Source organism: Mesorhizobium sp. M0276 (assembly GCF_040321755.1).
Lineage (GTDB): Bacteria > Pseudomonadota > Alphaproteobacteria > Rhizobiales > Rhizobiaceae > Mesorhizobium.
On record NZ_JAMYSC010000016.1, the window covers coordinates 24,940 to 51,784 of the forward strand.

The 26,845-nt window shown below is 63.1% G+C and carries 34 protein-coding genes and 2 pseudogenes; 22 read left to right on the forward strand and 14 right to left on the reverse strand.

Translation table 11 applies throughout. The features are described from left to right. Nucleotides 1-255: 255 nt before the first annotated feature. Together NKJ01_RS14685 and ada are read right to left on the reverse strand one after the other, a co-directional pair. Nucleotides 256-477, reverse strand: a complete 222-nt coding sequence (locus NKJ01_RS14685) for a hypothetical protein (RefSeq protein WP_352728885.1) — start codon at nucleotides 475-477, stop codon at nucleotides 256-258. A gap of 12 nt (nucleotides 478-489) precedes the next feature. Next, nucleotides 490-1,620 (reverse strand): bifunctional DNA-binding transcriptional regulator/O6-methylguanine-DNA methyltransferase Ada, encoded by a 1,131-nt coding sequence (gene ada, locus NKJ01_RS14690; RefSeq protein WP_352728887.1) that lies wholly within the window; start codon nucleotides 1,618-1,620, stop codon nucleotides 490-492. Between the two features lie 128 nt (nucleotides 1,621-1,748). On the opposite strand from ada, the gene NKJ01_RS14695 reads away from it, so the two are divergent. Both NKJ01_RS14695 and NKJ01_RS14700 read left to right on the forward strand, forming a co-directional pair. Continuing rightward, entirely contained in the window at nucleotides 1,749-2,045 is a 297-nt protein-coding gene (locus NKJ01_RS14695; RefSeq protein ID WP_352728889.1) for a type II toxin-antitoxin system HigB family toxin, read from the forward strand. Further along, nucleotides 2,045-2,443 carry a helix-turn-helix domain-containing protein gene (locus NKJ01_RS14700; protein ID WP_352728890.1) on the forward strand — a complete coding sequence of 133 codons (399 nt, stop codon included), beginning with the start codon at nucleotides 2,045-2,047 and terminating at the stop codon, nucleotides 2,441-2,443. The genes NKJ01_RS14695 and NKJ01_RS14700 overlap by 1 nt, the downstream gene beginning before the upstream one ends. A gap of 48 nt (nucleotides 2,444-2,491) precedes the next feature. Here the strand turns inward: NKJ01_RS14700 and NKJ01_RS14705 are convergent, their stop codons facing one another. Then, entirely contained in the window at nucleotides 2,492-3,184 is a 693-nt protein-coding gene (locus tag NKJ01_RS14705; protein WP_352728892.1) for a winged helix-turn-helix transcriptional regulator, read from the reverse strand. Nucleotides 3,185-3,360: 176 nt separating this feature from the next. Here NKJ01_RS14705 and NKJ01_RS14710 point away from each other — a divergent pair, with 176 nt between their 5' ends. Both NKJ01_RS14710 and NKJ01_RS14715 read left to right on the forward strand, forming a co-directional pair. Next, nucleotides 3,361-3,687 (forward strand): DUF1330 domain-containing protein, encoded by a 327-nt coding sequence (locus tag NKJ01_RS14710; RefSeq protein WP_352728894.1) that lies wholly within the window; start codon nucleotides 3,361-3,363, stop codon nucleotides 3,685-3,687. 184 nt (nucleotides 3,688-3,871) lie between these two features. Continuing rightward, nucleotides 3,872-4,359, forward strand: a pseudogene (locus NKJ01_RS14715) (hypothetical protein). An 81-nt stretch (nucleotides 4,360-4,440) separates the two neighbouring features. On the opposite strand, the gene NKJ01_RS14720 reads toward NKJ01_RS14715, so the two are convergent. Both NKJ01_RS14720 and NKJ01_RS14725 read right to left on the reverse strand, forming a co-directional pair. Then, entirely contained in the window at nucleotides 4,441-5,511 is a 1,071-nt protein-coding gene (locus NKJ01_RS14720; RefSeq protein ID WP_352728896.1) for a phosphatase PAP2 family protein, read from the reverse strand. Between the two features lie 289 nt (nucleotides 5,512-5,800). Then, nucleotides 5,801-6,249, reverse strand: a pseudogene (locus NKJ01_RS14725) (ester cyclase). 224 nt (nucleotides 6,250-6,473) lie between these two features. Here NKJ01_RS14725 and NKJ01_RS14730 point away from each other — a divergent pair. Then, nucleotides 6,474-8,570: an EAL domain-containing protein gene (locus tag NKJ01_RS14730; RefSeq protein ID WP_352729069.1), complete on the forward strand. Its 2,097-nt coding sequence runs from the start codon at nucleotides 6,474-6,476 to the stop codon at nucleotides 8,568-8,570. Between the two features lie 40 nt (nucleotides 8,571-8,610). Here the strand turns inward: NKJ01_RS14730 and NKJ01_RS14735 are convergent, their stop codons facing one another. After that, nucleotides 8,611-8,805 (reverse strand): hypothetical protein, encoded by a 195-nt coding sequence (locus NKJ01_RS14735; RefSeq protein ID WP_023761065.1) that lies wholly within the window; start codon nucleotides 8,803-8,805, stop codon nucleotides 8,611-8,613. Between the two features lie 187 nt (nucleotides 8,806-8,992). Then, on the reverse strand, nucleotides 8,993-9,934 hold the full coding sequence (locus tag NKJ01_RS14740; protein ID WP_352728898.1) for an ornithine cyclodeaminase family protein: 942 nt from the start codon (nucleotides 9,932-9,934) through the stop codon (nucleotides 8,993-8,995). A 181-nt stretch (nucleotides 9,935-10,115) separates the two neighbouring features. On the opposite strand from NKJ01_RS14740, the gene NKJ01_RS14745 reads away from it, so the two are divergent. From NKJ01_RS14745 to add, 4 genes are all read left to right on the forward strand, one after another. Continuing rightward, nucleotides 10,116-10,583 carry an Lrp/AsnC ligand binding domain-containing protein gene (locus tag NKJ01_RS14745; protein ID WP_352728900.1) on the forward strand — a complete coding sequence of 156 codons (468 nt, stop codon included), beginning with the start codon at nucleotides 10,116-10,118 and terminating at the stop codon, nucleotides 10,581-10,583. A 126-nt stretch (nucleotides 10,584-10,709) separates the two neighbouring features. Beyond that, nucleotides 10,710-11,414, forward strand: coding sequence for an SDR family oxidoreductase (locus NKJ01_RS14750; RefSeq protein ID WP_352728902.1), 705 nt, complete (start codon nucleotides 10,710-10,712; stop codon nucleotides 11,412-11,414). Between the two features lie 46 nt (nucleotides 11,415-11,460). Next, nucleotides 11,461-12,519, forward strand: a complete 1,059-nt coding sequence (locus NKJ01_RS14755) for a Gfo/Idh/MocA family protein (RefSeq protein WP_352728904.1) — start codon at nucleotides 11,461-11,463, stop codon at nucleotides 12,517-12,519. A 90-nt stretch (nucleotides 12,520-12,609) separates the two neighbouring features. Continuing rightward, nucleotides 12,610-13,629 carry an adenosine deaminase gene (add, locus tag NKJ01_RS14760; protein WP_352728906.1) on the forward strand — a complete coding sequence of 340 codons (1,020 nt, stop codon included), beginning with the start codon at nucleotides 12,610-12,612 and terminating at the stop codon, nucleotides 13,627-13,629. Between the two features lie 73 nt (nucleotides 13,630-13,702). Here add and NKJ01_RS14765 read toward each other — a convergent pair whose 3' ends face one another. After that, nucleotides 13,703-14,299, reverse strand: a complete 597-nt coding sequence (locus NKJ01_RS14765; protein WP_352728908.1) for a DUF922 domain-containing Zn-dependent protease — start codon at nucleotides 14,297-14,299, stop codon at nucleotides 13,703-13,705. Nucleotides 14,300-14,446: 147 nt separating this feature from the next. Between NKJ01_RS14765 and NKJ01_RS14770 the strand changes: the two genes are divergently transcribed. Further along, nucleotides 14,447-14,899 carry a hypothetical protein gene (locus NKJ01_RS14770; protein WP_352728910.1) on the forward strand — a complete coding sequence of 151 codons (453 nt, stop codon included), beginning with the start codon at nucleotides 14,447-14,449 and terminating at the stop codon, nucleotides 14,897-14,899. A gap of 231 nt (nucleotides 14,900-15,130) precedes the next feature. After that, nucleotides 15,131-16,330 (forward strand): aminotransferase-like domain-containing protein, encoded by a 1,200-nt coding sequence (locus NKJ01_RS14775; RefSeq protein ID WP_352729071.1) that lies wholly within the window; start codon nucleotides 15,131-15,133, stop codon nucleotides 16,328-16,330. Between the two features lie 27 nt (nucleotides 16,331-16,357). On the opposite strand, the gene NKJ01_RS14780 is transcribed toward NKJ01_RS14775, so the two are convergent. Further along, a complete protein-coding gene (locus NKJ01_RS14780) occupies nucleotides 16,358-16,612 on the reverse strand; it encodes a hypothetical protein (protein WP_502905882.1) in 255 nt (84 codons plus the stop codon). A gap of 340 nt (nucleotides 16,613-16,952) precedes the next feature. Here NKJ01_RS14780 and NKJ01_RS14785 point away from each other — a divergent pair, with 340 nt between their 5' ends. From NKJ01_RS14785 to NKJ01_RS14815, 7 genes are all read left to right on the forward strand, one after another. Beyond that, entirely contained in the window at nucleotides 16,953-17,381 is a 429-nt protein-coding gene (locus tag NKJ01_RS14785; RefSeq protein WP_352728913.1) for a VOC family protein, read from the forward strand. Nucleotides 17,382-17,385: 4 nt separating this feature from the next. Next, a complete protein-coding gene (locus tag NKJ01_RS14790; protein ID WP_352729077.1) occupies nucleotides 17,386-17,544 on the forward strand; it encodes a hypothetical protein in 159 nt (52 codons plus the stop codon). Nucleotides 17,545-17,680: 136 nt separating this feature from the next. Further along, nucleotides 17,681-18,298 (forward strand): C39 family peptidase, encoded by a 618-nt coding sequence (locus NKJ01_RS14795; RefSeq protein ID WP_352728915.1) that lies wholly within the window; start codon nucleotides 17,681-17,683, stop codon nucleotides 18,296-18,298. A gap of 24 nt (nucleotides 18,299-18,322) precedes the next feature. Then, a complete protein-coding gene (locus NKJ01_RS14800; protein WP_352728917.1) occupies nucleotides 18,323-19,396 on the forward strand; it encodes a D-alanine--D-alanine ligase family protein in 1,074 nt (357 codons plus the stop codon). A gap of 124 nt (nucleotides 19,397-19,520) precedes the next feature. Continuing rightward, on the forward strand, nucleotides 19,521-19,880 hold the full coding sequence (locus tag NKJ01_RS14805) for an SPW repeat protein (RefSeq protein ID WP_023761050.1): 360 nt from the start codon (nucleotides 19,521-19,523) through the stop codon (nucleotides 19,878-19,880). 173 nt (nucleotides 19,881-20,053) lie between these two features. Further along, nucleotides 20,054-21,427 carry an NfeD family protein gene (locus NKJ01_RS14810; RefSeq protein WP_352728919.1) on the forward strand — a complete coding sequence of 458 codons (1,374 nt, stop codon included), beginning with the start codon at nucleotides 20,054-20,056 and terminating at the stop codon, nucleotides 21,425-21,427. Continuing rightward, nucleotides 21,424-22,188 carry a slipin family protein gene (locus NKJ01_RS14815; RefSeq protein WP_352728921.1) on the forward strand — a complete coding sequence of 255 codons (765 nt, stop codon included), beginning with the start codon at nucleotides 21,424-21,426 and terminating at the stop codon, nucleotides 22,186-22,188. The genes NKJ01_RS14810 and NKJ01_RS14815 overlap by 4 nt, the downstream gene beginning before the upstream one ends. A gap of 78 nt (nucleotides 22,189-22,266) precedes the next feature. On the opposite strand, the gene NKJ01_RS14820 is transcribed toward NKJ01_RS14815, so the two are convergent. Continuing rightward, the gene (locus NKJ01_RS14820; RefSeq protein ID WP_352728923.1) at nucleotides 22,267-22,458 is read right to left on the reverse strand and encodes a hypothetical protein; all 192 of its coding nucleotides are present in this window, start codon (nucleotides 22,456-22,458) and stop codon (nucleotides 22,267-22,269) included. A gap of 349 nt (nucleotides 22,459-22,807) precedes the next feature. Here NKJ01_RS14820 and NKJ01_RS14825 point away from each other — a divergent pair, with 349 nt between their 5' ends. Continuing rightward, a complete protein-coding gene (locus tag NKJ01_RS14825; RefSeq protein ID WP_352728925.1) occupies nucleotides 22,808-23,242 on the forward strand; it encodes a hypothetical protein in 435 nt (144 codons plus the stop codon). Between the two features lie 195 nt (nucleotides 23,243-23,437). On the opposite strand, the gene NKJ01_RS14830 is transcribed toward NKJ01_RS14825, so the two are convergent. The 3 genes from NKJ01_RS14830 to NKJ01_RS14840 all read right to left on the reverse strand — a co-directional run bounded on the left by NKJ01_RS14830 (nucleotide 23,438) and on the right by NKJ01_RS14840 (nucleotide 25,187). After that, entirely contained in the window at nucleotides 23,438-24,439 is a 1,002-nt protein-coding gene (locus NKJ01_RS14830; RefSeq protein ID WP_352728927.1) for an aldo/keto reductase, read from the reverse strand. A gap of 73 nt (nucleotides 24,440-24,512) precedes the next feature. Continuing rightward, nucleotides 24,513-24,851, reverse strand: a complete 339-nt coding sequence (locus tag NKJ01_RS14835; protein ID WP_352728929.1) for a DUF982 domain-containing protein — start codon at nucleotides 24,849-24,851, stop codon at nucleotides 24,513-24,515. 36 nt (nucleotides 24,852-24,887) lie between these two features. Further along, nucleotides 24,888-25,187, reverse strand: a complete 300-nt coding sequence (locus NKJ01_RS14840; protein WP_352728931.1) for a hypothetical protein — start codon at nucleotides 25,185-25,187, stop codon at nucleotides 24,888-24,890. Nucleotides 25,188-25,456: 269 nt separating this feature from the next. Here NKJ01_RS14840 and NKJ01_RS14845 point away from each other — a divergent pair, with 269 nt between their 5' ends. Then, nucleotides 25,457-25,696 (forward strand): hypothetical protein, encoded by a 240-nt coding sequence (locus tag NKJ01_RS14845; RefSeq protein WP_023761043.1) that lies wholly within the window; start codon nucleotides 25,457-25,459, stop codon nucleotides 25,694-25,696. Between the two features lie 70 nt (nucleotides 25,697-25,766). On the opposite strand, the gene NKJ01_RS14850 is transcribed toward NKJ01_RS14845, so the two are convergent. Further along, nucleotides 25,767-25,973, reverse strand: coding sequence for a hypothetical protein (locus tag NKJ01_RS14850; RefSeq protein ID WP_352728933.1), 207 nt, complete (start codon nucleotides 25,971-25,973; stop codon nucleotides 25,767-25,769). A gap of 246 nt (nucleotides 25,974-26,219) precedes the next feature. Between NKJ01_RS14850 and NKJ01_RS14855 the strand changes: the two genes are divergently transcribed. Then, the gene (locus NKJ01_RS14855) at nucleotides 26,220-26,516 is read left to right on the forward strand and encodes a type II toxin-antitoxin system RelE/ParE family toxin (RefSeq protein ID WP_352728935.1); all 297 of its coding nucleotides are present in this window, start codon (nucleotides 26,220-26,222) and stop codon (nucleotides 26,514-26,516) included. Next, nucleotides 26,513-26,830 carry a helix-turn-helix domain-containing protein gene (locus tag NKJ01_RS14860; protein ID WP_352728937.1) on the forward strand — a complete coding sequence of 106 codons (318 nt, stop codon included), beginning with the start codon at nucleotides 26,513-26,515 and terminating at the stop codon, nucleotides 26,828-26,830. Before NKJ01_RS14855 ends, NKJ01_RS14860 begins: the two co-directional genes overlap by 4 nt. Nucleotides 26,831-26,845 lie beyond the last annotated feature (15 nt).

Here is a 26,845-nt window from a genome sequence, read left to right on the forward strand (position 1 = left end):
ACCCTACAGAGACGGCTTCTCGCAGTCACTCCGGTGCTTGCTTTCAAATTCGAATCTCCAAGGTAGGTGCTCTACGGCGCCCCCCTCTGTCCTGCCGGACATCTCCCCCTCAAGTGGGGAGATTGGCAGCTTCAGCGCCTCGCTCATTCTTGCAACATTGGAGATTGGCGAAGGCCGCGATGACAGCCAATCTCCCCACTTGAGGGGGAGATGTCCGGCAGGACAGAGGGGGGCGCCGTAGAGCGCTGATGGTGCTCATTCGACGCGCGTGACGAATATCTCGCCAAGCACGAACACCTCTCCGGTCCACAGCCGCAGCTCGATCTCGCCGGTCGCGGTGCGGCTCCACTCGGCTCTGCCGTCATCGACAAGCGTGCCGATGGCGGCCATCACCCGTGACTTCGCTTCTTGGATGCCGCGGCTGGCGGCAGCTTGGGTCTGGCTGTTCGCATCGGGAGAGCTTGCCATCGCGTGCATCGCGGGTCCTCGTCAGGCCCGCGAAGACCGATATGTGGGTGTCTTCACCACGCTCGATCCGACGGCCGCTTCACGGTCGAGGAGCGCGCGCTTGCGCTCTGCGCCCCAGGCGTAGCCGGACAGGGCGCCATCCTTGCGGATAACACGATGGCAGGGGATGGCGATGGCAAGTTTGTTGGCGGCGCAGGCGACGGCGATGGCGCGGGTGGCCTTTGGCGTGCCGATGCGCTCTGCAATCTCGGCGTAGGAGACAGTCTGGCCGACCGGAATGTCCTGCAAAGCCTGCCAGACGCGCTGCTGGAAGGCGGTGCCGCGCACGTCGAGCGGTAGGTCGAGGCCGAGCGATGGTGCTTCCACGAAACCGACGACGCGGGCTACCAGCGCCTCATAGTCACGGTCGCCGCCGATCAGGCGCGCCCTAGGGAAACGGTCCTGCAGGTCGCGCACCAGCGCGTCGGGATCGTCGCCGAGCAGGATTGAGGCGACGCCCTTCTGGCTCAAGGCGACCAGGATGGTGCCGAGCGAGGATTCGCCGACGGCGAAGCGGATCTCCTCATGGGCGCCGCCGGCGCGATAGCGCGTCGGCGTCATGCCGAGCATGCCGGTCGATTTCTCGTAGAAACGCCCGCTCGAATTGAAGCCGGCATCGTAAATCGCCGTCGTCACGCTGGCGCCGTCTTCCAGGCCACGGCGGACCCTGGCGGCGCGGTGTGCAGCGGCATAGTCTTTCGGCGTCAGCCCGGTGACGGCCTTGAAGATGCGGTGGAAATAGCCGGCGCTGCGGCCGGCGGCGTCCGCCAATTCAGCGAGCGACGGTTCTTCCTCGCTCTGCTCGATCCTGCCGCAGGCGACGGCGACCATCGCAGCGTTGCCGGCCTCGAGCGATGGGCCTTCCGGATTGCAGCGCCGGCACGGGCGAAAACCGGTTGCCCTGGCCTGATCCAGTGTGCCGTGCACTTGCACATTCCTGGGGTTGGCGCGCCGCGAGGGGCAGGAGGGACGGCAATAGACGCCTGTCGTCGCCACCGAATACCAGAACTCGCCGTCGGCAGACTTGTCGCGGGCGACAATGCGCGCCCAGCGCGGATCGTCGGCGACCGGCAGCGGCTCGGATTTCAGATTTTTGGCCAGGGTGATGAACATGGCCGCATTGAAGCGCCAAAAGCCGGCCCCGCCACCCGTTTCCTGCCAACTGTCAGGAGGGCTCGCATTGGTCTTCCCAATTTGGGAAACCCTCTTGTTCCCAATTTGGGAATTTGCTATATCTGGCCATGCAGATAATTGCCAAGAAAGCGCTGAAGGACTTTTGGGCCAAACACAATCAGGCCGAAGCTCCCTTGACGGCTTGGTATGTGGCTGTGGGCAATGCCGATTGGAAGACACCGGCTGACATCAAGAATGCATTTGGAGCGACGGTTGATTTCGTGGGCGACAATCGCGTCATTTTCGATATTGGCGGCAATAAGTACCGCTTGATTGTCCACGTCGCCTACAAGTTTCACCGCGTTCTGATCAAATTCGTCGGGACGCACAAAGAGTATGACAAGATTGATCCGGAGAAGGTGTGATGGAAAACATTCGACCCATTAAGACCGAAGCCGATTACGACTGGGCGATCGCCGAAATCACCAGGTATTTCGAGAGCGAGCCGGAAGTCGGCACTCCCGATGGTGACCGCTTCGATGTTCTCGCAACTCTGATCGAGGCTTATGAGGATGAGCATTATCCGATCGAAGCACCCGATCCCGTTGAAGCTATTCGTTCGCACATGGAACTGTTCAACCTGTCGCGAAAGGCTCTGGCCGAGGTGATCGGATCATCGCCTCGGGCGACCGAGGTGCTGAACAGAAAGCGCGCACTCACCCTGGATATGGTCTTCAAACTGAACAAGGAATGGAACATTCCCGCCGAAGTCCTCGTGCAACCCTATCACCTTGCAAATGACAGGGGGCGCAAGCGCGCCTAAGCTCCGGTCAGGCCCGTGGGCATGTTTGGGTGACATGCCCCCGCTCTCCTAAGCCGCGCGTTTGGGCTCCACCGCGAACGGGCTGAGCCCGAGCCATGTCTGCATCTTCCTGCCGATGGCCTGGTCGCCGGTCAGGGCGACCTTCGCGCCGGCCTTCTCGACGGTCAGCAATCCCATCCAGATCGCAGTCATGGTGTGCAGGTCGGTCGAGACGTAGAGATCGACGTCGAAGCCCGGATCGTACCAGCACAGATCGACCTCGCCGTGCTTCTCGACGATCAGCCACCACGAGCGTTTGGACGCCGGTAGATCCTGATACAGAAATTGTATCACCGTGCGCCCCTCGGGCAGCGGCGACGGGTTCAAATTGCGCCGCATGTCCCACATCAGCAACGACGGATCGAGGTTCTTGAGCGACAGCCGGGACTCGACCCATTTCTGCCCCCAGAAACCCATTGCCTCGACGACCGGGCGCAAGTCCCGGCCGGCCTCCGTCAACCGATAGTCGAAAATCCCCCTCTCGCCCCTGACCTCCTTGCGCTCGACGATGCCGGCGATCTCAAGCTCCTTCAGCCGTTGCGACAGAAGGGTTGGCGACATTTTGGGGACGCCGCGGCGCAGGTCATTGAAGCGGGTCGAACCCGCCACCAGTTCACGCATCAGCACCATCGTCCAGCGGGTGCACAGCACCTCGGCGGCCATCGATAGCGGGCAGAACTGTTTGTATCCGTGCTGGGTCATGATTGTGCCTCTCCCTCCAACTTGGGTCGAACATTAGGCCTTCATGATTGAGGCGGCCAGTACGGAAACTGTACTACCCCAGTACAGATCGCGGACTGGTTGGCGAGGGTCCTGCCATGCGAGCCCTTCGGCCGGTTGCACGGGATGCTCCTGTGCGCCGCAATCAGGAGACTATCATGACCGCTTACGTTATCGCAGACATCAAGATAAACGACCCGCAGTGGGTGCCGGCCTATGCCGCATCGGTGCACGACCTCGTCCACAAGCATGGCGGCAGATATCTGTCGCGCAGCGGCAATGTGAAGACGCTCGAAGGCAAGCCGCTCGACACCACGCTGATCGCCCTGATGGCGTTCCCGTCGGAAGCGGCGGCCCGCGCCTTCACCAACGATCCGGCCTATTCGCCCTTCGTTTCGGCCCGTCAGAGCGGCAGCGAAAGCCGTTTCCAGATGATCGACAACACCGATCTGGCCGGAACGATCCCGTATCTGCCAAAGGGATGACCATTCCTGGCATCGTTTTCGGGATCTCCAAGCAACAACAGTCACAGCGCTTGCCTGCCGGGCCTCCGTATTTTCGGCGGCCGGCCAGCTGTGCTTTTTCAAGAAGAATGGAATGAAGATGATATCGAACTTTCGCAACAGGCCGAATTTTTGCGACAGGCCAAATTTTTGCGACAGGCTTGTCATGGCCGGGGCTATGCTGGCTGTCTGCATCAGCTTCGCACAGGCGCATCAGGAAGCGGCCGCGCTCGCGTCCGTCCCCAATCCGCTGGCCGACAAGGTGCGGGCCGCCAACAGCCGGTTTCTCGACGTCAAGGCCGCTACATCGGAGGGCTATGCGCCCATTCCCTGCGCCAGCGGCGTCACCGGCGGCGCCATGGGCATCCACTATGTCAACGGCCAGTATCTGAAGGACGACAAGATCCCGAAGCGGTGATGTACGAGCCGATGGCCGACGGCACGCTGCAACTGGTGGCGGTCGAGTACATCGCCTCGAAGGGGCCGGCATCGTTGGACGGCCAGCTGTTCAACTTCAACAGCGCGCCCAACCGCTATGGCCTGGGTGAATTCTACGAACTGCATGTCTGGGCCTGGAAGGGCAACCCGACCGGCACTTTCGCCGACATGAACCCGAAAGTGTCATGCGAGCACGCGATGGCTCCCAGCCAGTAAGCGCCGGGCCAGCGAGCAGCGAAGCCAGGCGGCGCCTATGCTGCCTGGATTCGCTCCTGGTGGCGTCGGATAGATAGATCGCTATGACGCTTGATCCGGAAGCGCCAGTCCCACCTCGATGGCATCCCGACTCGCTTGCGGCAGGACGAAGCGTCCCGTCGCGTACCAGAGCAGGGACACCACAAGGATTGAGACATAGCCATCCACGGCATAGTGCCAGCCGGTGTAAACCGAGCCGAACAGGATGAACGCAGCAAAAGCCCAGCCTGCGATGGCCCACCGACGACCGAAGCCTGCCAGGAAAAACGCGTTCAGGGTGGCGATGGCGACGTGCATGCTTGGCATGGCGGAGATGCCGCCGCCAAGTTCAGGGCGGCCACTTAGGTAGGCCGCAAGCAGATAGTTGGCATAGACATGGACCGATGCGCCGTAACCATTCTGCGCCAGGGCCATTTGCAACCCGGCAAACCGGTCACCGCCGTAGAACTGGTCGTGGAATATCGGGCCGGTTGACGACAGCAGGGTCGCCAGAACGGTGCCGCACAGGATCGTTGTCAGCGCGAACGCCCATAGATAGCGCAACCGCCTGGCCGGTTCGTTCCAGAAGGCGACGAAGAGTACGGTACCGAACCATTGCACGAGCCAGCCATACCCATAGCCAGCGAAAATGACGACCGAGACCGGTTCGGAAACGACGCTGTGCGCCCATGCCCAGGGATCGGTGCCATGCAACTGAAGGTCCAACTCCGCCAGGATACGGTCGGCGTAGAACGGCACGATTTCGGGAATGGCGACCTTCAAGGTGGTAAAGGCGGTGATGCCGAGAAAGAACAAAAGGATCACGGATGCGGCTGTCGGCCAGCGCTTTCCGAGCGTGTCGAGGATGAACCTTGTCGGAGCATGTCTGGCAAATGCCAGCGCCGCCACGCCAAGGCCGGCGGCCAGGAGTGCTGGCAGGAAAAAGGCAAACGGCTCGGCATAGGATAGCGCCAGATGCAGGTAGCGATCCGGCTGCAGACAAAAAGCGGTCACGGCATAGATGAGACACAGCGCGGTCAGCAGCCAGCCTCTCCTCCTGGTTGTCGCGATGTCCAGGTCAACGATGGCAGCCAAGCGGCGATTATCGCCGTGCTGCCCGGTGTGCGCATTCATCGAAGGACATCCCGCCAGCTGCCCGAAAGACTGTTATGGAGTATTTCGCAGATCAAGTATTACCATCTGGTTACACGCGCATTCAAGTAGACAGTTCTACATTAGATGATTATAATTCACAATTTGTTGGCAACGATTCATTGACAAAGATGTTGCGCCGGTAACGCCCGCATCGTCGCTGCCGCGCTGCTTTCAATGGTTGCAGGCTGCTTCTCGTCAAGCTTCGATCACGATCGAGAGAGGACCATCGCTTGGGCGGCGATGGCCACCTTCCAATCGGGCGGTTCGATCAGGCGGCCTTGATAAGACCGAGCTGGGTGAGGGCGGCGACGCCGTCATCGAGCCCGATCTCCTCGACGATCCTGCCGTCGACCACCTTCAGCACGGTGATGCCGGTAAAGCGCATGGTGCGGCCGGTGGCGGCGGGCAGCGAACCGACGAGGAAATCACTGAAGGCCGGGCCGGTGTGCGTGCCGCCGCCTTCCCACTGGCCGACGACATAGTCGCCCTCGGCAATCAGTCGGCCGTGGCCCAGAAGTTGAGGTCCGGGAAGGCGGCGCGGAAGTCGGTCATGAAGGCCTTGATGTCGTCGCGGCCGCGACGCGGCTCGTGCAGCGAGTATTTCAACAGCATGTCGGGCGCGGCGATGTCGTCGACGACGGACAGGTCACAGGTTTCACCCCAGAAATCGGTGAACCATCTGACGACGACGGCCTTGTTGTCTTCTTGGCTGGTCATTGGGAGGTCCTCTTTGTCTCTGCAACGCGATCGTCGGATTGGCCGACGACCTGGGGCGATCACTAGGACGATCCGCCCGACGCAAAACTCCGGTTCTTGCCGGCCAGTCGAAAGGGCAAGAGATGGCAGGTGAGGAGGCGCAACCGCCTGTCTCAGCCAAGGTAACGCTTTCTTCTCTGGTTTTGCCGCAGATTGGTCCGTGGCGGGGATGAGCGAAACAGATGATGGTTGGTCGGGACAAGAAGAGTCGCAACGGAACGTTCTGGGCCAGGGCCCTGGAGCGCGCCCAACTTGGCGTCTGGGACTGGGATCTTCGCACCGGCGACTGCTTCTATTCCGCGACCTGGGCGCGGATGCTTGGCTATGACGAGAGCGAGCTTGCCAGCAGCAGCGACCTGTGGCTGCAACTGACCCACCCCGACGATCGCGAGCGGGCGCTGGCCAGCGGCGACCGCCACATTGCGGGACAGACCAACGCCATCGAGACCGAGCTGCGGCTGAAGCACAAGCAGGGCCACTGGGTGTGGGTGCTCGATCGCGGCGGCATCGTCGAGCGCGACGCGTCCGGAAAACCACTCAGGCTGATGGGCGTGCAGACCGACATCACCAAGCAGAAGGCGGCCGAAGCCGAGCTCGAACAGGTAAATGTGCGCTTCCGCCTGGCGCTCGCCGCCAGCGGCACCGGCATCTGGCATTACGACATCGCCACCAACAGGAGCTATTGGGACGCCCGCACCAGGGATATATTCGGCCTCATTGCCGACACCGACGAGGTGACGGCCGACCTCTGGCACAGCTATCTGCATCCCGACGACAAGGAGGCCACCGAACGGGCTCACCTGCCGTCGCGCGGCTCGGACGGTGTCACCGCCTCGCAATACCGCATCATCCGGCGTGACGGCGAAGTCCGGCATGTTGAATCGCTGGTGCGCTTCATCACCGGTGCGGGTGCTGCCGGCCAAATCCTCGGCACGGTGCGCGACATCACCGAGGACAAGCTGCGCGAGCAGGAACTCGCCTATGCCGCCCGCCACGACGCGCTGACCGGCCTGTGGAACCGCTCCGCCTTCGACCGGCAGCTCGCCGACCATATCGCTGCGGGTGCGCCGCTGGCGGTGTTCTATGTCGATCTCGACTACTTCAAGGCGCTCAACGACTTTGCCGGCCACGCCGCCGGCGACCTGGCGCTGAAGAGCGTTGCCGCCGGCATTCGAGGCTGCCTGCCACCGGCAGCACACGCAGCGCGGCTGGGCGGCGACGAATTCGCGCTGCTGGTGCCGCATTGCGATGCCGCACAGGCCGAGCGGATCGCCACTGGCCTGCTCGGCGCCGTACGCGAGGCCGATCTCGGCCTGGCCGCCTCGACGCGCAAGCTGGCGGCCTCGATCGGAATCGCCTTTATCGATAATGCCAACACCACGGTCGCCGACGCGCTCGCATGCGCCGACGACGCCTGTTACGCGGCCAAAGCCGCCGGACGCAACCGTTTCGCGGTGTTTTCGGCGACAGTGGAAGCGGGCTCGGGCGGGCTGAATGCCGCGCGCATCGCCGCCGACACCGTCGATGCCATGGAAGACGGACGACTGAAACTGTTCGGCCAGGAAATCCATCGGCTGGGCCGGCCCTGGCAGGAAAGCCGCCATGTCGAAGTGTTGGCCAGACTCGTCGCACGCAGCGGCCGGCTGGTGCCGCCCGGCGAGTTCATTCCGGTGGCCGAGCGCTTCGGCATCGCCTCGCGGCTTGACCGCTGGATCATCCGTACCGCGCTGTCGCGGCATGGTGCCGCCTTGCGCTCGGGGGCGCTGACGCTCGGCTTCAACCTGTCGGCGCAGACGTTGAGCGATCCGCAGCTGTGGGCGTTCGTCGACAGCGTCATCGAAGAGACCGGGGCGCCGCATTCGGGCATCGGCTTCGAGATCACGGAAACCGCCGCCGTCACCAATTTCGACGCCGCCGAACAATTCGTGCGCAAGGCGCGCGAGCGGCACTGCCGGGTCAGCCTGGACGATTTCGGCGCCGGCATGAGTTCGTTCGAATATCTCAGGCGTTTCCCCGTCGACACGATCAAGATCGACGGCTCCTTCATCGAGCACATCACGCAAAGCCGCTTCGACCGCGAAATCGTGCTGGCCATCACCAGCATCGCCCGCAGCATCGGCTGCGACGTGGTCGCCGAGAAGATCGAAAAGCAGGATACGCTGACCATGCTCAGCGATATGGGCGTTGCGTTCGGCCAAGGGTTCCTGCTGCACCGGCCGGAGCCGCTGGAGGCGATTGTTTCGCGCGCGACCGAGCCATCGATGGCCCGAAAGGCATCCTGATCCTCAGGTGAGCCCGGCCTTACCTGAAACGCGACACATCTCAGCCGGTGTGCCGCGCCGTCGATCGCGGAAACTCCAGCACGCCAGCCTCGGGTCGCCTGTGCTGTGCTTCCGCCACCGCTTCGATCAAAAGATCCAGGGCGTCACAGGCAGCGCGGCTCGTCTCGTCATTGCCTTGCAGATAGTGATAGGCACGTTCGAGGTGGATGCGGGCGGCTGAAAAATCGCTGGTCAATGGTTCCCTCCATGATCCCGCCCTAATGTCCATCTTGCCGGGCCTGGCGGAACGGAGGGTAAATATCCACAGGCGGCTTTTATTCAAATGCCGGCGAAATCTGGCGAGGAGGCGCGGCCGATGGAACTGTCAATCTCTTCCTCGTGTGCAGGGCCCTGAGAGGCGCAACAGGCTTCGGTGGTCGACTCTACAGCGCAACAACCCGCCCCATTCCCCGCCGAACCGCCTCGCGATAGGCGAGGTCGGCCGCAACCATGTCCTCCATGGCGACGCCCATGGCCTTGTAGACGGTGACCTGGTCGGCGCTGACCCGCCCCGGCCGCAGCCCGAGCAGCATTTCACCGAGCTCGGTTCCGGTTTGCGGATCGAGGCCAGCGAGTTCGCAAGAGCCGACCGGCGTCGGGGCAAAGGCCTCCCTGGTCTCGACGAACAGGCTGGCCCTGCCGATAAGCTCGACCGGCAGTTCGCCCCCGGGCGGGGCAACGCCTACCGACGAGATATGCGTGCCGGGCCGTACCCAGTCGGCTGAGATCACCGGTTCGTAGGAATGCGTTGCCAGGCAGACGACATCGGACGAGCGCACCGCAGCCTCGACATCGTTGATGGCGACGACGCCGGGATGCTGGGCGGCGAGCGCCTGCGCATCCGAAAACTCCTTCGAGACGACGCGGATCTCGGTGAAGTCGCGCGCCAGTGGAAGAAGATGCAAGTGCTGGCCGGCCTGTACACCGGCGCCGACCACCGTTGCGACCCTGGCGTCACGGCGGGCGAGTTCGCGCACCGAGAGCACGGCCGATCCGGAGGTGCGCACGGCGGTGATATAAGTGCCGTCCATGACGCAGACCGGCATGCCCGTCTCAGGGTCGAACAGATGGATGGTGGCGAGGTGGCTGGGGATGCCTTTGGCGATGTTGCCCTCGAAGACGTTGACGATCTTCACCGTCAGATGCATGCCCGCCGTCCAGGCTGGCATGGCCAGCGAATAGCCGGCCTGCGGAATATCGAGCTGTGGCCGCGCCGGACTGACGACCTTGCCGCCAGACAGCGCCTTGAAGCCGCCGGCGAGCGCGTCGAGAAGCTGGCGCAGGTCGATGCAGGTTTTCACCTCGGCCTCGCTCAGGATGAGCACGGGCGTGTCGCCTTTAGTTTGGGCGCTGCAGGAGGTTGATACCGCTGATGTCATGGGATCCGCTTTCGTTGTCTGTTGCACGACAACGGTATTGCGATCCGGGAGCGTGATGAAATATGCTGTTTTCGCAATTTTGGCGTGACTATCACGCTTCTTCTGGCTCAAAGGCGTGAATCCCGAAATGGAAGACCTCGACCGTATCGACCGCTCGCTGCTGCGTTTGCTGCAGGAGGATGGCCGCCGCACGACGCTCGATCTGGCGCGGCGGGTCGGCCTGTCGCCGACCGGGGCGGCGCAGCGTGTCAAGCGGCTGTTCGCCGAAGGGTTCATCCGCGCAGTGCGGGCCGTTCTCGACCCGGCCCGGATCGGACGGGCACAGCTCGTCTTCATCGAGGTGCGGCTCGACCACACGGCGCCGCATGTCTTCGACCGCTTCGCGGAGGCTGTTCTGCGGGCGCCCGAGATCATCGAGTGCCATATGGTCGTCGGCGGTTTCGACTATCTGGTCAAGGCGCGCATCGCCGACATGGCAGTGTTCCAGGATTTCCTGCAGCGGGTAATCCTGCCGCTGCCCGGTGTCCGGGAAACGCACACCTATGCCTCGATTGCCAATGTGAAGCCCGACGCCTTGCTGCCTGTCGATCCCTGAAGTCGCAGCGAGCTCGCGTTTTTCTGCATATTGGTTCAGCCTTTCTGGTTCGAACTGCCTGATGAAACCGGCTATACACCGCGAACTGCCAAGCTTCGCGCCCGCCAATCCTGAGAGGAAAATCCAATGAGTGTAGAGAAAGTTGCCGTGGTCGTGGCCGGCGGCAGCGGCATGGGTGCAGCGGCGGCGAAGCGGCTGGCTACGGACGGTTTCAAGATCGCCATCCTGTCCTCCTCGGGCAAGGGCGAGGCGCTTGCCAAGGAGCTTGGTGGGCTCGGCGTCACCGGCTCCAACCAGTCGAACGACGATCTGCAGCGCCTGGTCGACCTGACGCTGGACCGTTATGGCCGCATCGACGTGCTGGTCAACAGCGGCGGCCACGGACCGCGTGCGCCGATCCTCGAGATCACGGACGAGCAGTGGCACACCGGCATGGACGTCTATCTCCTGAACGTCATCCGGCCGGTGCGCATCGTGGCGCCGCAGATGGTCAAGCAGAAGGGCGGCGCCATCATCAACATCTCGACGGCCTGGGTGGTCGAGCCGAGCCCGATGTTCCCGACTTCCGCCGTGTTCCGCGCCGGTCTTGCCGCCTACACCAAGATCTTCTCCAACACTTATGCATCAGACAATGTGCGCATGAACAACGTACTGCCCGGCTGGATCGACAGCCTGCCGACCACCGACGAGCGCCGTGACAGCGTGCCGATGCAGCGTTATGGAACTTCCGAAGAGATCGCCGCGACCATCGCCTTCCTGGCGTCCGAAGGCGCCGGCTACATCACCGGCCAGAACATCCGGGTCGACGGCGGCATCATCCGCGCTATTTGAGGGCGTCGATCGGACGGGGGATTCCGATATCTCCAAGGAGCAATAAATGCGGCTTTTGATACTCGGCACCGGCTGGATGGCGCAGGAACATGCGCGGCGCTTCAGCGCCATCGAGGGCGTCGACATCGTCGGCGCCGCCGATGTCGATCCGGCGCGCGTCGGCGAATTCGCCGACAGTTTCAACATTCCAAACCGCTTCACCTCGCTTGAGGCGGCGCTGGCATGGGGTGAGTTCGACGCGGTGGCCAACGTCACGCCTGACCGCATTCATCACCCGACCACCATGGCGCTGATCGCCGCCGGAAAGCCGGTGCTGTGCGAAAAGCCGCTGGCTGAAAACTTCGGCAGGGCCACCGAGATGGCCGAGGCCGCCAAGGCCGCCGGCATCGTCAACATGGTGAACCTCACCTATCGCAATGTCGCGGCACTGCAGAAGGCCCGCCAGATGGTGCAGGCGGGCGAAATCGGCACGGTCAGGCATGTCGAGGCGTCCTATCTGCAAAGCTGGCTGGTGTCGAAATTCTGGGGCGACTGGCGCACCGATCCAAAATGGCTCTGGCGCCTGTCGCGCGGCCACGGCTCGAATGGCGTGCTCGGCGATGTCGGCATCCACATCCTGGATTTCGCCAGCTATGGTGCGGCGCTCGACATCGACCATGTCTTCTGCCGGCTGCGTAGCTTCGACAAGGCACCTGGCAACCGCATCGGCGACTACGGGCTCGACGCCAATGACAGCTTCGCCATGACGCTGGATTTTTCCAATGGTGCCTTCGGCGTGGTGCATGCCAGCCGCTGGGCGACCGGCCATCTCAACGAGCTCCGCCTGCGCATCTATGGCGAAAGAGGCGGCATCGAGGTGGTGCACAATCTCGACGGCTCGGCGCTCAAGGCCTGCGTCGGCGACAATGTCGAGAACGCCAAATGGGTAGAGCTCGACGCCGGCACGGTGCCGACCAATTACCAGCGTTTCACTGACGCGGTGCGAACCGGCGTGCAGGCTGATCCATCATTCCACCATGCGGCCGAATTGCAGAAGGTGCTGGATCTGGCTGTCGTCTCGGACGAGAAGCGTGCGGAGCTGAGGGCGAGCGCCGAGACGCGGTAGGCCTGCTCCGAGAAGCGCCGTCAATCCGGCGCGCCGCGCGCAATTCTTTCAATCATTTCTTGAAATGGGGACCGGCCGTTTCATGATCTGATGACGCTTGAAATAGGGGAGGCGTCATTGACCGACTATATCGGGCTGCCGAAAGCCGAAGTGCACATCCACGTCGAGGGCTGCTTCGAGGCCGATGATGTAATCAGGAATTGCGAGGAAGCCGGCATTCCGCTGCGCGCGCCGCGCGACAGGCTCTTCGAAGCCCATGATCTCAGGAGCTTCCTCGAAATGCTCGACTGGTTGTGCGGGACGTTCCGGACGCGCGAGCAACTCGCCACCACGGCCTACAAGTTTGCACAGCGCATGGGTCGAAGCGGCGTGCGTTATGCAGACGTCATCGTCAACCCGACGCACTGGCCGCATTGGCATAGGAATATCCCCGGCATGATCGATGCATTCGACGCGGGTTTCGCGGCCGCAGAACAGGACGGGCAGCCGCCGGTCGGACTGTGCGTAAGCCTGCTTCGTACCCAGTCGGCGGCGGAAGCGATCGAGCTCGTCGAATTGCTGAGCGAAATCAGGCACAAGCGCGTCGTTGCCTTGTCGATCGACGGGAACGAGGCGGCTGCCGGGCGCACCGGGCCGCGTTTCGCCGAAGCGTTTCGCCGTGCCGGCGCGGCGGGCCTGCGGCGCACGGTTCATGCGGGCGAGTCGAGCGGCCCGGAAGGTGTTCGCGACGCGATCGAACTGCTGGGCGCCGACCGCATCGACCACGGCGTGCGGGCGATCGAGGACCCCGAGCTTGTCGACTTGCTGGCACGGAGGCAGATTCCCTTAGGCGTCTGTCCGATCTCCAACGTGGCGCTCGGCGTGTATCCCTCACTTGCCGAACATCCGCTCGACGCTCTGCGCAAGGCCGGTGTCCTCGTGTCGATCAACACCGATGATCCGACACTGCTCGATACCACCCTCGAAGCATCCTATGCCGCCTGCGCCGGGGCCTTCGCTTGGGACGACGAAACCATCCGCCAACTCGCCGCAACGTCAGTGCACGCGAGCTACGCCGACGCTTCGCTGAAGGCGCAGATCCTGGCCGATCTGGCGGCCTGGCGGAGCTAGGCCAGGGATTCAATCCGCAGGCACCACCTGCTGGTCGGCGTCAGTCAGGATGCCGAGCAAGGCGACGGTATCGTCAGCCGCCATTCACCAGCGCGAGGATAAGCTTCTGCAGATTACCGCCCTGGCCGAGTTCGACGCGGTCGAAATCGCGGCTCGCCTGCCGCTGCGCCTGTGACAGGTCGGACAGGCGCTTTGTCATCTCGGTGCGGATCTTGCTGCATTTTGGATCATCAGTAACGCTGAGTCCGACGGTCGCGGCCTCGATCTTGCGCACCATATCGACGATCTCAGCGCCATGCACCTTCTCGTGCGCGCTGACGCCGGCGATGAACACCTCCCAGTTCTTCTGGATCGCCGGCGGCAGCGGCGCCGAGGGGCTTGGCAAGGTGTAGGTGATGATGAGCTTCGGCCGCGCTGTCGCCAGCACGCAGGCGCCGGCCCGTGCTTGATAATCCCGGGTCCAGGTCAGCTTGAAATTGGTGTGGGCGATGGCGCGAGTGATGCCGAGCTTGGGGCCGTTTTCGCCGATCGAGCGATAGAGTTCCGGCCCGGACTGGCCCGATATGGCGTATGTCTCGACCTTCTCGACCGGCTTCCAGTCGGCATGGGCGACGAGCGGCAAGGCTATAAGCGCGGTGATCGACAGACCCAGACGGACAAAAACTCTCAACACCGCTCTCCGCGAGAAGCAAAACCGGTCGCCGCGACGGGCAATGCCACCGGACGAGCTTTTCCTATAGGATGCCGAGAGGTGCGGCTGCAAATGCCGGAGGGGAAAGTCGTGAGATATCTCATCATTGCCGTTGCCATTGCGGTCTTGCAGGCCGCGCAGCCGGCGTTTGCCGCGTCGTGCAGTGGCTGGGCCGCCAGGATGGAGGAGGACGAGGGCGGCAGCGTGCTGACCGCCTCGGTTTGCGGCGGACCGAAAGGCGACGCACATCTGATGCTGACCTGTTTCGAAACGCCGGTGCTGAGCTATGATCTGGGCGCCACCGGTCAGCAGTTGGAGCCAGGCATCAGCGGTTCGTTCGAGTTCAAGGCCGACGGCAAGGTGGTGACGAAAACGCTGCAGCTGGAGGCCATGTACAACTACTTCGTGATCGATCTGGCGAAAGCCGATCCGTTGCTGGACCTGATGCGCGGGAAAGGCGATGTGTCGGTCAGTGCCGCCAAATATGGCGAGAGCAGTTTTGCGCTGAAGGGCTCGAGCGCCGCCATTGTCAAGGTGCTGGCGCAGTGCGGCAAGGCCAAGCCCGCGGACGGGGATTGAGGGGCTCCACAGTTCGATGTCGGCAGGACAGAGGGGGGTGCGCAGGAATGAGGCGGTTCTCGTTGGCTCACCGGGCTTGCTGTAGCATCACCTCACCCAGTCCGTCCCCCCGGCGGCGACTGGCGTATAGCGGAAGGCTTTCAGGCTCTATTCAAATTGCCCGATAAAGCAGATATAGGTCAGCTAGGTTGACCTAAATAGAATTGTCGCGGGAGGCGTGACTTGACCCTTATGAACCTGTTGGCTTCGCGCTCGTCGCGCATGAAAGCGTCCGAAATCCGCGAACTCTTGAAGCTGCTCGACCAGCCCGACATCATCTCGTTTGCCGGCGGCATTCCCGATCCGACTCTGTTTCCGGCCGAAGCCATCCGCGACGCCTATGCCGATGTGCTGGGCGGCCCGGAGGCGGGTGCGGCGCTGCAGTACCAGGTCTCGGAAGGTTATCTTCCGTTGCGCCGCTGGCTCGCCGGGCAGATGGGCAAGCTCGGCGTCGCCTGCGACGAAGCCAACATCTTCATCACCTCCGGCTCGCAGCAGGCGCTGGACTATCTCGGCAAACTGTTCCTGTCGCCGGGCGATACCGCACTGGTCACCTGGCCGACCTATCTCGGCGCGCTGCAGGCGTTCAACGCCTATGAGCCGCGCTACGACCGGCTGACCCCGGCCGGCGGCAACATGACGCCCGACGCCTATCGAGCGGCGGCTGCCCCGAATGGGGGCAAAGTCAAGTTCGCTTACCTGGTGCCGGATTTCGCCAACCCAACCGGCAACACGCTGGACCGAAGGCAGCGCGAAGCGGTGCTCGACCTTGCCGGCGAACTCGACATCGCCGTCATCGAGGATGCCGCCTATCGCGCGCTGCGCTATGATGGCGAAGGCGTGCCGCCGATCCTGGCGCTCGACTGCGCCCGATCCGGCGGCATCGACAAGGCGCGCACGCTCTATTGCGGCTCGTTCTCGAAGATCCTGTCGCCGGGCATGCGCGTCGGCTGGGTGTGCGCGCCGCGCCATATCGTCGAGAAGCTGGTGCTGATGAAGCAAGCCTCCGATCTGCACAGCCCGTCTATCAACCAGGTGGTGATGCACCGCGTCGCCGAGGCGGTGTTCGACGCTCAGGTCGAAAAACTCATCGGCGCCTATCGCGAGCGCCGCGATGGCCTGCTCGCGGCACTGGAAGCCCACATGCCCGACGGCGTGAGCTGGAACCGCCCGGAAGGCGGCATGTTCGTCTGGGTGACGCTGCCGGAAGGGTCCGACGCCACCGCGCTGCTGGCGCGGGCGGTGAAAGAGGCGCGCGTCGCCTTCGTGCCTGGCAGCGCCTTTTATGCCGACGGCACCGGGCGCAACACGCTGCGGCTGTCGTTTACACTCGCCGACCGGCGCGCGGTGGCCGAGGGCGTCCCGCGGCTGGCGGCCATCCTGAAGGAATAGGCTTCCGCGCCGGATCCCGCGTGGTCCCTATGCCGGCACGTTGACCAGGTGCTTGAGCTTCGAAAGGCTGGTGCCGGCCAGCTTGCGGGTCGGCTTTTCAAAGCCTTCCTCGCCGGTTTCGACGACGAAGACCAGCGTCATGAAATCCAGTATGAATTCGTCGATCGCGGTATCGATCTCGTCCGTCCTGCCCTTGAATCGACGCAGCAAAGCGTTTGCTTCTCCGACATCGTCGGCACCAGCCCTGTCGACGAGCGCTTCGAGCCGTTGAAAACCATCCAATTCCAGTTCCTCCAGCCGCGCCACAAAACCTGGCGCCGGACAAAAAGTTCCAGGCTGAACGGATTTTGACCGCCTGACGCATCGTCCGGCTCGTAACGACAACTCGCTGGCGACCTTTTTTCGTCCCGGTGGAACTTCTGTTGCAAAATGGAGTTTTCACCATTGTCTGACCCCCGCAGACACCTGAAAGCTTCTATATCGGCTTTCCAAAGGCCCGTCGGATTCCCCTCCCGGCGGGCTCTTTGTTTGAAGGATGCGCCGGGGCGATCGGCCGGATTTGCATCCGCGTTGACGCGGCGCCGTCCGAACCTAGATTCGTGCCCTGCGAGGAGGAATTTGCATGGAAACCCAGGAATTGCATCGCGGCCGGCTCATTGACCATATCCAACTGGTGGTCAGGGATCTCCCAGCCAGCCGGCGTTTCTACGAAGCTGTCCTGCAGGTGCTCGACATCCCGATCGGTGGTGTTGGCGACGGTTATTTCTGGGCCGACGAGTTGTTCATCTCGAGCGCCGACAGCCCGGCAGCGTTGGGCAAACTCACCGGTCGCCATCATCTTGCCTTCCAGGCAAAGGACCACGACATGGTCGAGGCCTTCTACAAGGCCGGGCTCGCAGGCGGCGGCAAGGACAATGGCGCGCCGGGGGAACGGCCCTATCATCACGGCTATTACGCCGCCTTCCTGCTCGATCCGGACGGCAACAACATCGAGGCCGTCCACCACGGCCCGCACACGCGCAGTGCCGCTTCGGTGAAGATCACCTTCTAAAGGTGTGCTGATATTCAGCCGGTCCTACGGCGCTTCGGTCCTCACCCGCGTGGTGCTGGGCCGGCGGCCCAAGGACGGCGACATGCAGATGACTTCTACCGCCGAACCGGAGGAAAAATCGAAATACGCCTGGCTGGTTTTCGGCTGGACGAAAGCCGAGTAAGCGGCGCCGCTCACTACCCTCTGCACGTTTTGACGGGTCGCTTGCGTTCGCTTCGCCCGGGGATGACGACGTTGGAGCTATTCATCCATCTCGTATCCTCGTAGACGAGATGGGGCGAACCGCCCGGGGAGACCGCATGAGTCCACTGCCTGAAACCGTGCCGTTTTTCAGCCAGTGGGAAACGCCCGACATGACCCTGGACGTACTCGCTGAGGGCGCCGAAATCGCGCTTAGGCGCGATCCCCTGTGGCAGGGGTCGGGCGCGGAAACGCTTGACGAATACGCGCTCTGGGCTGCCAATATCTGCGGCATGGCCTGCCTGAAGATGATCCTGGCAAGCCGCGGCGAGATCGTGCCGACGATCGAGCTTGCCAGGCGGTGCACCGGATATGGCGGCTATGTCGTCACCGAGAGATCGATCAAGGGGCTGATCTACGCGCCTTTCGTCAGCTTCGTGCAGGAGGTCTTCGGCCTGCGGGCCGAAGTGATGACCAATGTCGCGACAGCGGACATACCGGCGATCCTTTCGCGCTCCCGCCTCTTCATCGCTTCGGTCAGCAGCTCTATCCGCTGGCCCGAGCGCGAGCCGCCCTCGAAGGGCGGCCATCTGGTGCTGGTCACGGCGGCTTCCGCCAAGGATTTCCGCTTTCACAACCCGTCCGGCCATACCAGCGCCACACAGGCAAACGCAGTGTTGGCACCAGCCGATTTCGACCGCTTTTTCGCCAATCGCGGCATTTCAGTCGAAATCTGATCGCTTGAGAGTTGAGGAACGTCCATGACCGTTAAGACAAGGGTTGCCATCCTCTATGGCGGGCGTTCGGCCGAGCATGACGTGTCGCGCCTCTCGGCGGCCAATGTGCTGAAGGCGATCGACCGGATGCGCTACGACATCGTGCCGATCGCCATTTCCCGCAGCGGCAATTGGCTGCTGCAACAGTTGGCTGCCGGCGACGGGGCAGGGGCGCCGGCATCCGAGGACGGCATCGAGGTCGCCCTGCTGCCCGGCGGCAAGGGCAGGCTGGTCGCCGTGTCGCGGGACGGAACGCAGCCCGACCTGCCCCCGGTCGACGTTGTGTTCCCCGTGCTGCACGGGCCGTTCGGCGAGGACGGCTCGGTGCAGGGCTATGCCGAGGTCGCCGATGTCGCCTATGTCGGCTGCGGGATCCTGTCCTCGGCCGCGGCCATGGACAAGGATGTCGCCAAGCGGCTGATGCGCGAGGCAGGACTGGCGGTTGCCCGCTCGCTGACCTTGCGGCGCGGTGAGCACGTGACCTTCGAGGATGTCGCGGCAAAGCTCGGCCTGCCGGTGTTCGTCAAGCCGGCGCGCCAAGGCTCGTCCTTCGGGGTGAGCAAGGCGATCGACAGCTCCGGCTTCACCACGGCCGTCGAGGCGGCTTTCCGGCATGACAGCAAGGTTTTGGTGGAGGAGTTCGTCGAAGGCCGCGAGATCGAGTTCTCGGCGCTGGAGCGGGCCGACGGCACGCTGACGGTGTCGCTGCCTGGCGAGATCATTCCTGCCGGCAAGCATGGCTTCTACACCTATGAAGCCAAATATCTCGATGCCGACGGCGCGGTGGTCAAGGTGCCCGCCGATGTCCCGGCCGCGGTCGCCGAAAGAGCGAGGGAGATGGCGCGACAGGCCTTTCAGGCGCTCGGTTGCGAGGCGATGGCGCGCGTCGACTTCTTCCTGCGCGCGGACGGCAGCCTGCTGGTCAACGAGGTCAACACCATTCCAGGCTTCACCGACATCTCCATGTATGCCAAGGCGCTGGCGGCATCAGGCATCGGCTACAGCCAGACCATCGACGTGCTGATCGAGCACGCACTGGCAAGGCATGCGGCGCGTTGATCCGTTCGGGAGTGGATTGGCGCAGGGCCTTGAAGGCCATGTGAACCGTAGTTACATCAATAACTAAGCGTGCATTTGCACGCGAATTTTACGCTTTGGTCAAGCTTCATCTGTGGAGGTTGTCATGGCTATTACGCTCATGGAAGGAAAGAAGGGCCAGGACTGGCTCAATCTGGTCCTTGCCATCTGCCTGTTCATCTCACCTTGGATAATCGGCTTCGCTGCTGCGACCGCTCCCGCATGGAACGCCTGGATTGTTGGCGTCGTGCTGGGCGTCATGGCGTTGGCGGCGCTTGCCGCGTTCGCCGAGTGGGAGGAATGGGTTAGTGTCGTTCTCGGGGTCTGGCTGATCGTTTCGCCCTGGCTGCTCGGCTTCATGGCGAACAGCCACGCGATGGCCACCCACGTCGTTCTCGGCGTGCTGGTGGTTGCCGTATCAGGTTGGGCCGTCTGGGACTTCCGTCATCCGCACGCGCATGCGTGACCGGTAAAGGGTGGGGGTCCGGCGCGCGAGCGGCGGGCTCCTCCGGATTTGAAAATGCGCCCCATGCTTTTGCCGTCCGGCCCGCGGAGCCGGGTTGTCGGCTTGCAATCCTGCGACCGCGCCAGGGATTTCGGTGGGATCGGGTCCGGTATCCTGCCCAGGGAGTTTAGAGCGTGAACCTCGCGCGGATGGCGGTTCTTGCCGCGGCCCTCATGGCCGCCGCGGTCGCCAGTCCCTCTTCCGTAACCGGAGAGGCGACGCAGAAGCTGGCGTTTCGCGTCGAGATGGACGGCGCCATCGGTCCGGCGAGCGCGAGGCAGCTCAAGGAGGCATTGGCCGAGGCCGCGGAGCGGCACGCCGAGGTTCTCATCCTCGAGATCGACACACCAGGCGGGCTGGTCACCTCGATGCGCGAGATGATCGCCGATATCCTTGCCTCGCCCGTTCCCGTCATCGGCTATGTCGCGCCGGCCGGCGCGCATGCGGCAAGTGCCGGAACCTATATCCTCTATGCGACCCATGTCGCGGCGATGGCGCCCGGCACCAATCTGGGCGCCGCCACACCGGTCGAACTTGGCGGGCTGCCGTCTCTGCCCGGTGGCGGCGACCAGGATAAGGGCGACCAGAAGAACGCCACCGGGGCGCCGGCGGGCGACGCGATGATGAGCAAGGTGACGAACGACGCGGTCGCCTTGATCCGTTCGCTGGCCGAACTGCGCGGGCGTAATGCCGACTGGGGGGAAAAGGCCGTGCGCGAGGCGGCCAGCCTCTCCGCCGACGCGGCACTTCAGGCACATGTCGTCGACCTCGTCGCCCACGACACGGCCGAACTGCTGCAGCTTGCCGACGGCCGCATGGTCGAGGCAGCCGGCAAGAAACGGGTGTTGGCGACCAAGGACCTCCCGGTCGAGACGCTGGAGCCCGGCTGGCTGATCCGGCTTCTCGCCGTCATCACCGATCCCAACATCGCCGTCATCCTGATGCTGGCCGGCTTCTACGGCCTCGTCTTCGAGTTCACCAGCCCCGGCGCGGTGGCACCCGGCGTGATCGGCACCATCTGCCTTCTGCTCGGGCTTTATGCGCTCAACCTGTTGCCAATCAGCTATGCCGGCCTTGCCCTGATGCTGCTTGGCATCGCCTTCCTCGTCATCGAGGCCTTCAATCCAACGGTGGTGCTTGGGCTTGGCGGCGTGGCCGCCTTCCTGCTCGGCGCCGCCATGCTGCTCAAGGTCGAGGGTCCCGGCTTCGAGATGTCATGGGCGGTCATCGGCACCGCCGCCGCGATGACGCTTGGCCTGGCGCTGCTGGCCGGCAGCTATCTGTGGGCGGCACGCAAGCGCCTGCCGCGTGTCGGCGCGCAGGCCATGCACGGACTGCCGGCCAAGATCCTCGACTGGTCGGGAAGCGAGGGCCATGTGTTGGCCCAGGGCGAGCGCTGGCGGGCGAAAGGCGACGAACCGCTCGCCCCTGGCGACAGCGTCGAGGTGGCCGATGTCAGCGGTCTCATGCTGACGGTCCGGCGCAGGAACAATGGAGCAAGGCAATGATCATCGGCTACGTGGCTTATCTGATACTCGCCCTTCTCGTGCTGATGTTCCTGTCCGCGGCCATTCGCATCCTGCGGGAATATGAGCGCGGCGTGGTCTTCACGCTCGGCCGCTTCACCGGGGTGAAGGGGCCCGGCCTCATCCTCCTCGTTCCTTTCGTCCAGCAGATGGTGCGGGTCGACCTGCGCGTGGTGGTGCAGGACGTGCCGCCACAGGACGTGATCTCGCGCGACAACGTCTCGGTGAAGGTCAACGCCGTGCTCTATTTCCGCATCGTCGATGCCGAGCGGGCAATCATCCAGGTCGAGGATTTCATGAGCGCTACCAACCAGCTTGCGCAAACCACGTTGCGCTCGGTGCTCGGCAAGCACGAACTCGATGAGATGCTGGCCGAGCGCGACAAGCTGAACAGCGACATCCAGGAGATCCTGGACCAGCGGACCGACGCCTGGGGCATCAAGGTCTCCAACGTCGAGATCAAGCATGTCGACCTCAACGAGAGCATGATCCGCGCCATCGCCAAGCAGGCCGAGGCCGAAAGGCTGCGGCGCGCCAAGGTGATCAATGCCGATGGCGAGCAGCAGGCGGCGGCAAAGCTGGTCGAGGCCGGCAAGATGCTGGCGGCCGAGCCGCAGGCCATGCAGCTGCGCTATTTCGAGGCGTTGCACGATATCGCCGGCGAGCGCTCGTCGACGGTGGTGTTCCCGCTGCCGGTGGACCTGCTCACGATCTTCAACAAAAAGTCGGACAGCGCCAAGTGAACCGGCCTCGCTCCCGACGGCGCACTGCCGCCGGATGGTGAACCGCGTGCGGCAAGATGCCGGATACCCGCGTGATGATCACGACGATTGCCAGAGGTCCGACCCATGACGCGTGTGCTTGGGCGGCCGGTCGTTTTCATCCGGATTGGGGACCGGCTCTTCATCCGGAAGACCGTCCGGATCCGGCTCGCGCATGGGCTTCGGTTCGGGAACCGGCGGCGGCGTGGGTGTTGGAATAGGCGTTGGGTCGGGGTTAGGCAGAATGGCCATGAAGTAACTCCTGCGTGGGCGCTTGGTGGTTGGTCGACATCCGGCGGGAAGTCGACGAACGACATCCAGGTGTCCTCAGTCAGAAAGTCATCGAGCGATCTTAGTCTCGCGCGTCCTTGACAGCGTCTCGATCAGGGCTGATGCGGGCAGAACGGTCGGGCTTGCGGATTGGTTCCGCCGCGGTTTCGATTGCGACCGGGACGCGGGCTCGCGAGCCGCGTAGCGGAAAGGAGCCACGCCACCCAAAATGAATCGCCGTACCGCGCATCTCCGGGTCTTGCCGACCTCACCGGGCGCCATAATTCCATTCAAGGCTGAACCGAATTCAGCCGCTGAATAGGAGGCGTCCGTGAAGCATCAAACCGTTGACCAACTGAATGCCGTTGCCGACGTCCACGCCGAGGCAACCCATCTTCTCGCGACCCGAGGCGAACGCCTCGAACGCTGGGCGCAGCTTCTGGAGCAAAATCCCAACAGGGTCCTAGGGGCGCTGACGGGGACCGAGCACCAATCCGTGGAGACGCGCGAAAGAATGCGTTCCGCGGGATCACCGATCACAATTGCTTTCGAAGATCCGGTGTTTCGCGCGCTGGGAATGAAGGAAGATACCTACGGTGAGGCCAAGCGCTTCTTCGAGCTGACCGATTGGCAGCTCCACGGGATCGTCTGCCATTGCCATGTAGGCGCCACGATGACGGCACGATGGGCCGCATCCCGTGTCCGCGCGGCAATGTCTGGAAGATCCGGTTTCTTCGCGTGGCTGCGAGGAGCGTTTATGCACTGAAGGCCGATGCCCGGCTGGCGGAAAATCGCGTGCGGTATCGAGCCGGGCTGAACGACTTGAAGAACGATGAGGCGGAAGCGGGCCTCTCCGCCTCCTGTCGATTGTGCTGGATGGCGCAGCTTGACGCAGTCGCCCGCCGAACATGATGCCGCCAATGCCTTGCGTCGAACATCGGAACGCTACGGCGGCGCCGCCCTACCGATCGACCATCGCCATGCCGCGCTCGGTGTAGCGCGGGCCAGCGATTTTTCCGGGCGCCAGGGCGTCGTCGAGCGCGGCCATTTCGGAGGCGTCGAGTTTCAGCGATGCGGCGGCGACGTTCTCCTCCAGATATCTGATCCGCTTGGTGCCGGGGATCGGCACGATGTCGATGCCGAAACCGCTGCCCTTCTGCAGCAGCCAGGCCAACGCGATCTGGCCGGGCTTGACGCCCCGGGCAGTCGCGACGTCGCGCACCTTGGCCGCCGCCTCGACATTGGCGTCGTAGTTTTGCCCCTGGTAGCGCGGGTCGTTGCGGCGGTAGTCGCCCTCGGCATAGTCTTCCGCGCGCTTGACCTCACCGGTGAGAAAACCGCGGCCGAGCGGCGAAAACGGCACAAGGCCGATGCCGAGTTGCCCGAGCCGCGGGATGATCTCCGGCTCGAGATTGCGCTCCCACAGCGAGTATTCGCTCTGCACCGCCGACACCGGATGGACGGCATGCGCCCGGCGGATGTTGGCCGCACCCGCCTCCGACAGGCCGAAGAAGCGCACCTTTCCCTCGGCGACAAGTTCGCCGACGGCGCCCGCGACATCCTCCATCGGCACTGCCGGGTCGACGCGGTGCTGGTAGATGAGGTCGATATGGTCAGTGGCGAGCCGGCCGAGCGAGGCTTCCACGGCCTCACGGATGTGCCCGGGCCGGCTATCAGTTCCGACCTGCTTGCCGTTTTCGATGCGGAAGCCGAATTTGGTGGCGATCGTCACCTGGTCGCGCTTTCCCTTCAAAGCCCGGCCGAGAAGCGCCTCGTTGGTGTAAGGGCCATAGACCTCGGCGGTGTCGAGGAAAGTGCAGCCGAGCTCGATGGCGCGGTGCAGCGTGGCGATGGATTCGGACTCATCGGCCGGACCGTAGGACTGGCTCATGCCCATGCAGCCGAGACCGATGGCCGAGACTTGCAGCCCTTGGCTGCCGAGCTTGCGTGTCTTCAGGGTCATGATTGGGTCTCCAGGAGGGGGATGCCGCGACTATAGCAGCCGCACCGACTTTGGCCGATCTAATCGACGCGGCCTACTCGACAAGGATGTGGGCTTCACGTGCGGCCTCGACAAGCGCCGACCTGGCGATATCGGGGGCAACATCGCCGCTCGTCGCCCGGCGGCAGGCGCGCAAAGCCGTTTGATGTTTTGGGCTGCCGGGGTCACGCCAATGTGTCGTGAGCAATTCAATGGCTTGCTGCGTATTGGACAGATAGTAGATAGAACCGGCGACACCGACCGACACCGCCACCGGTTTGGAAAACCATGCAGTTTGCATTGGGAAACCTCGACTGGGCTGAAGCCATAAACGCATTTGGCAGCCCAAAGTTTCGTCGGTGCCAATCACTCTGGCGTGAGTTTTCCGAAACATGCGGCCTCCGGGTGGAAGACCGTTCCGGAAATTGCCCTATTGGATCGAAGCTGGGCGGGGCAGATCGAGCGGAGAGCTCGCGCGCTCGCCATCCTCGTCAGCGACGCCATCCGCGAACAGGCCGGCCACGCAGTCGAATTCGACTGCCACGCCAACGAGTTGCGCCGCCTGCAGGACCAGATGTTCAATGTCCTCAAGGGCGACGTTCTCGGCCAGATTCCGGACCCTCACCCGTTCCGCCACCGCCGTGATGTTGATGATGCCGTTCTTCTCAAACGCCACCAGAACCGCTGACGTAACATCATCGCGCAGGCGCGTCGAATAATCATACCGCATTCGAAACCTCCCGAAGGGGATCGGTTTTCTGTTCCTGGGAGTATGTGCCGGGCGCCGACTTGCGGCAAGGAAAATCTACGAAATTATGTTGAAAATCAATTAGTTGGCATAATTACACGAATGCCCAGTCGGCGTCTATACCTCATTATGTGCGCAATGCGCCATTCATCCACCACCGGCTCTTGACGCACTATGAGTGCTATCCTAATTATCAGTCGAGTGAGGTAAATACTAATTCGACACATTCTAGGTCCTGAGCGAGGAACGCCATGGCTGAACTGGAACGTCCCGAACGGTTGCAAATCATGCTGACGTCCGATGAGTTGGCGGCGCTGGAGAACTGGCGCTACGACAAGCGCATGCCGAGCCGCTCGGCCGCGGTTAGGGAACTGCTGCGGCGCGGCTTGACTTCGGATGGATTCCTGACCGCGGAGCACGGGTTGAAGTCGCGGGATTTTGGAATCCTGCCCACCGCCGGCGACGGGATTGCCGAAGGCGGCAAGGATTAACTGCAGCCGCGCTGATCGCGACCAGCAACGCGCTCTGGCTGATATACCGGCACGCGACTGGCTGTCGCCTCTATAAAATGTTGGTCGTCACTTCGACGACGATCGTTGCACCTTCCAGCGAGCCGTTGGTCACATGCACGACGCGGGACACCCGCAGATCCTGTGTATTTCCATCGATCGACAGCGAAACGCTTTCCCCGATCCGTGGAACCGCCTGGAAAATTGCATCGGTGGCCTCAGGTCGGTTGTCGATCGATATGCGGCAACTGACGGTCATGGGATATCTCCTGTGTCTGACGGGTGCGGTCGTCAACGCAGGGTCTGCGAAATGGTTTCAGGGAGAGCTTTCTTGGCGGTACCTGCCGCGACGGCATGTTGGCAATGAGCACATTGACCACTGTGCCTCTCGCGCGCAAGCCCGAAATCCGAAGGGATAACTACGGGACGTCCGTAGTTTGACTTGCCCTTTTACGGAAATTCCGTAGTATTGGCCATGCACACAGTCGTCGAAACGCCAGCCGGCATGTCCGAGGAGGAGCGGACAGAGGTTGTCGAACTTCTCGGAGACGAGCCTCGGTTCGGCAAGGTGATGAAGGGCACAGGCGGCTGTCGGAAATTCCGTGTTGCCGGTCGCGGGCATGGCAAGAGCGGCGGTTATCGAATCGTGACCGTGTGCGGTGGTGAGGATATTCCAGTGTTCCTCCTGACCGTGTTCGGCAAGGGCGAGAAGGACAATTTGTCGAAGGCCGAGTGCAATGACCTCGCAAAACTGACGAAGATCTTGATCGACACCTACGGAAAGAAGGGAAAAGCGAAATGAGCAAGAGTGCGTTCAACAAGATCAGGGCCGGTCTCGACGACGCCATCGCGTTCGCTGAGGGTGATACCGACGGGGCCGTGATCCATGTGCCGGAGCGGGTCGATGTCCGCGCAATCCGCAAAGTCCTCCACCTCAATCAAGAGGCCTTCGCAGCCCGGTTCGGCTTCGGCCTTGCTCGTTTGCGCGATTGGGAGCAGGGCAGGTCAGCGCCCGACAGCGCGGTGCGCGCCTATCTCACCGTGATCAAGAAGAACCCCGAGGCCGTGGAGCAGGCACTTGGCGCCGAGGAGACCGCTGCGCGGCTTGCCGGCTAGGCATCTGTTGAAATC